This is a genomic window from Candidatus Erwinia dacicola, from assembly GCF_001756855.1.
Classification (GTDB): Bacteria; Pseudomonadota; Gammaproteobacteria; order Enterobacterales; family Enterobacteriaceae; genus Erwinia; species Erwinia dacicola.
This window is the reverse complement of the sequence record NZ_MAYS01000058.1, coordinates 1-3956: the sequence shown is the minus strand read 5'-3', so window position 1 is coordinate 3956 and position 3956 is coordinate 1. Positions and strand designations below refer to the sequence as shown.

Below are 3956 nucleotides of genomic sequence, written 5' to 3'. Positions count from 1 at the left end.
CTCTAGTATCCTTACAGATAATAGAGGGGTAATTATTAACTTAACTCATTAATTTTTATGTCTTTTTAAAGACCAAACAAACCTAAAAAATTACAAATTAATATTTATCAGAGCTAGAAAGGAATGTCATCGTCGAAGTCCATTGGTGGCTCGTTGTTAGTAGGTGCGCTGTTCTGCTGTGGAGCCTGCTGCGGACGGGACTGCTGTGCGCAGCTGAACTGGTTGCCGCCCTGTGACTGCTGAGGCTGGCTCCAACCGTTGTTGTTGCCTGCGCCCTGACCGCCGCCTGCTGGAGCACCGCCGCCCTGAGCACGACCACCCAGCATCTGCATGGTGCCGCCGACGTTAACCACAACTTCGGTGGTGTACTTCTCAACGCCAGTTTGGTCAGTCCATTTACGGGTCTGCAGTGCGCCTTCGATATAAACCTGAGAACCTTTACGCAGGTATTCACCGGCCACTTCAGCCAGCTTGCCGAACAGCACAACGCGGTGCCATTCGGTTTTCTCTTTGGTTTCGCCGGTCTGCTTGTCGCGCCAGGATTCGGAGGTAGCCAGAGTGATGTTGGCAACGGCACCGCCATTCGGCATGTAGCGAACTTCCGGATCCTGCCCCAGATTTCCGACTAAAATTACTTTGTTTACACCTCTGCTGGCCATGTTGCTCTCTCCGGTTAATGTTCGTTCTCTACGTCTAGGCGCAAAATTCTATCATGAGCTACCCTGAGATCCTACATTTAGGAGATGTCTCGAAAAAGACTTTCTTTCCGTTGCAGCGTCGCATCAGTTTGCATGGCACTTCAGGGCAAAACACTGGTTATCCATTCAGGTTTTTTGTGCCATAATGACCCGTTTCTTTCTGGCCGTGCTGGGCAGGCATGGTAGGGTTTGTGCTAATCCGGGAATTGTGAATGGATAAGATCGAAGTACGGGGTGCCCGCACCCACAATTTGAAAAACATCAACCTGACTATTCCGCGCGATAAACTGATCGTGGTGACCGGCCTGTCAGGTTCCGGCAAGTCCTCGCTGGCGTTTGATACGCTGTACGCCGAGGGTCAGCGCCGCTACGTTGAATCGCTCTCCGCCTATGCGCGCCAGTTCCTGTCGCTGATGGAAAAACCGGACGTTGACCACATTGAGGGGCTTTCTCCGGCCATTTCGATCGAGCAGAAATCTACCTCGCATAACCCGCGTTCCACCGTCGGCACCATTACCGAAATCCATGATTACCTGCGCCTGCTGTTTGCCCGCGTTGGCGAACCGTGCTGCCCGGATCACGACGTCACGCTGGCGGTGCAAACCGTCAGCCAGATGGTGGATAACGTGCTGGCGCAGCCGGAAAGTCGCCGCCTGATGCTGCTGGCCCCGATCGTTAAAGATCGCAAGGGTGCGCATACCAAAACGCTGGAAAATCTCGCCAGCCAAGGCTACATCCGCGCCCGCATCGACGGTGAAGTGTGCGATCTCTCCGATCTGCCAAAGCTGGAATTGCAGAAGAAACACACCATCGAAGTGGTGGTGGACCGTTTTAAGGTGCGTGACGATCTCGCGCAGCGCCTAGCAGAATCGTTTGAAACCGCGCTGGAGCTCTCCGGCGGCACCGCCGTGGTGACCGATATGGATGATGACGCCGCCGAAGAGCTTCTGTTCTCGGCCAACTTCGCCTGCCCGATTTGCGGCTACAGCATGAACGAGCTGGAACCGCGCCTGTTCTCCTTCAATAACCCGGCCGGTGCCTGCCCGACCTGTGACGGGCTGGGCGTTCAGCAGTATTTTGACCCGGAGCGCGTGGTGCAGAACCCGGAACTGTCACTGGCCTGCGGTGCGATCCGCGGCTGGGACTGCCGCAACTTCTACTATTTCCAGATGTTGCGCTCACTGGCGGAGCATCTGAAGTTTGATATCGAAGCGCCGTTCAACTCCCTGCCGAAAGAAAGCCGCAAAGTGATCCTGTACGGTTCCGGCAAAGACAATATCGAATTTAAGTACGTCAACGATCGCGGAGACACTTCAGTGCGCCGCCATCCGTTCGAGGGCGTGCTGCACAATATTGAGCGCCGCTATAAAGAGACGGAATCGTATGCGGTACGCGAAGAGCTGGCGAAGTTTATCAGTAACTGCTCCTGCACCAGCTGCCACGGCACCCGCCTGCGTCGTGAAGCGCGCCACGTTTTTGTTGAGAACACCACGCTGCCGACCATCTCAGATATGAGCATCGGCCATGCGTTGACGTTCTTCCAAAATATGAAGCTCAGCGGTCAGCGCGCGCAGATTGCTGAGAAAGTGCTGAAAGAGATCGGCGACCGCCTGAAGTTCTTGGTGAACGTCGGGCTGAACTACCTGTCGATGTCGCGCTCGGCGGAAACGCTTTCTGGTGGCGAGGCGCAGCGTATTCGTCTGGCCAGCCAGATTGGTGCTGGGCTGGTTGGCGTGATGTACGTGCTGGATGAGCCGTCTATCGGTCTGCATCAGCGCGATAATGAACGCCTGCTTGAAACACTGGTCCACCTGCGCAATCTCGGCAACACGGTGATTGTGGTGGAGCATGATGAAGATGCGATTCGCGCTGCTGACCATGTGATCGATATCGGCCCTGGCGCGGGCGTGCATGGCGGGCAGATTGTCGCCGCAGGCACCGTTGACGACATTATGGCAGTAGAAGCGTCGCTAACCGGGCAGTTCCTCAGTGGCAAGCGCGGCATCGCTATCCCTGAGGAGCGCGTGAAAGGCAACCCGGCGAAAGTGCTGAAGCTGACCGGAGCCAGCGGCAACAACCTGAAGAATGTCACCCTGACGCTGCCGGTCGGCCTGTTCACCTGCGTTACCGGCGTGTCCGGCTCCGGTAAATCGACGCTGATTAACGATACCCTGTTCACGCTGGCCCAGCGCCAGCTTAACGGTGCCACTATTGCCGAAGCCGCACCTTACCGCAGCATCAGCGGCATGGAGCATTTCGACAAAGTTATCGATATCGATCAGAGCCCGATTGGCCGCACGCCGCGCTCCAACCCGGCGACGTATACCGGTATTTTTACCCCAGTGCGTGAGCTGTTTGCCGGGGTACCGGGATCACGTATCCGTGGCTATACGCCGGGGCGTTTCAGCTTTAACGTGCGAGGCGGGCGCTGCGAAGCTTGCCAGGGCGACGGCGTGATCAAGGTTGAGATGCACTTCCTGCCGGATATCTACGTGCCGTGCGACCAGTGTAAAGGCAAACGCTATAACCGCGAAACGCTAGAAGTAAAGTATAAGGGCAAGAGCATTCATGAAGTGCTGGAGATGATCATTGAAGAAGCGCGTGAGTTCTTCGATGCGGTGCCGGCGCTGGCGCGTAAGCTGCAGACCCTGATGGACGTTGGCCTGTCGTATATCCGCCTCGGTCAGTCGGCTACCACGCTGTCCGGCGGTGAAGCGCAGCGCGTGAAGCTGGCGCGCGAGCTGTCGAAGCGCGGCACCGGGCAGACGTTGTATATCCTTGATGAGCCGACCACCGGTCTGCACTTCGCCGATATCCAGCAGCTGCTGGAAGTCTTGCACCAGCTGCGCGACCAAGGCAATACCATCGTGGTGATTGAGCACAACCTTGATGTGATCAAAACCGCCGACTGGATTGTCGATCTCGGTCCGGAAGGCGGCAGCGGCGGCGGTGAAATCCTCGTCTCCGGTACGCCGGAAACCGTGGCAGAGTGCGAGCGTTCGCACACCGCACGTTTCTTGAAACCACTGTTACAAGATTAATGACCGACGGGCAAGGCATGCCTCGCCCCTGAGACGTTACCTGCCGCAATTCCGTCGGGGTCAGGCATGCACGACCCGCTACTGCCGGCTCTATTTTTCCCCGCTATTTGCTGCACTTCTCTTACAATCGTCACAAAATCTTGCAGGATAAGGCTGGTCGAGTCCATCAAGGTGGTGTAAATTCACTTACAGGCTTTCGGTCCGGTAATGGGCCTGT

2 protein-coding genes are annotated in these 3956 nt (G+C 56.3%); one reads left to right on the top strand and one right to left on the bottom strand.

Annotated elements, in window-relative coordinates; translation table 11 throughout:
* Positions 1–113: 113 nt before the first annotated feature.
* A complete protein-coding gene (locus tag BBW68_RS01580; protein WP_070133726.1) occupies positions 114–659 on the bottom strand; it encodes a single-stranded DNA-binding protein in 546 nt (181 codons plus the stop codon).
* 251 nt (positions 660–910) lie between these two features.
* On the opposite strand from BBW68_RS01580, the gene uvrA reads away from it, so the two are divergent.
* Complete coding sequence (gene uvrA, locus BBW68_RS01575; protein WP_070133725.1) at positions 911–3739, top strand: excinuclease ABC subunit UvrA; 2829 nt, start codon at positions 911–913, stop codon at positions 3737–3739.
* The last annotated feature ends 217 nt before the right edge of the window (positions 3740–3956 follow it).

Bases quoted from the DNA above. Each gene is read 5' to 3' on its own strand.
- BBW68_RS01580 (WP_070133726.1), bottom strand. From the start codon at position 659: ATGGCCAGCAGAGGTGTAAACAAAGTAATTTTAGTCGGAAATCTGGGG.
- uvrA (WP_070133725.1), top strand. From the start codon at position 911: ATGGATAAGATCGAAGTACGGGGTGCCCGCACCCACAATTTGAAAAAC.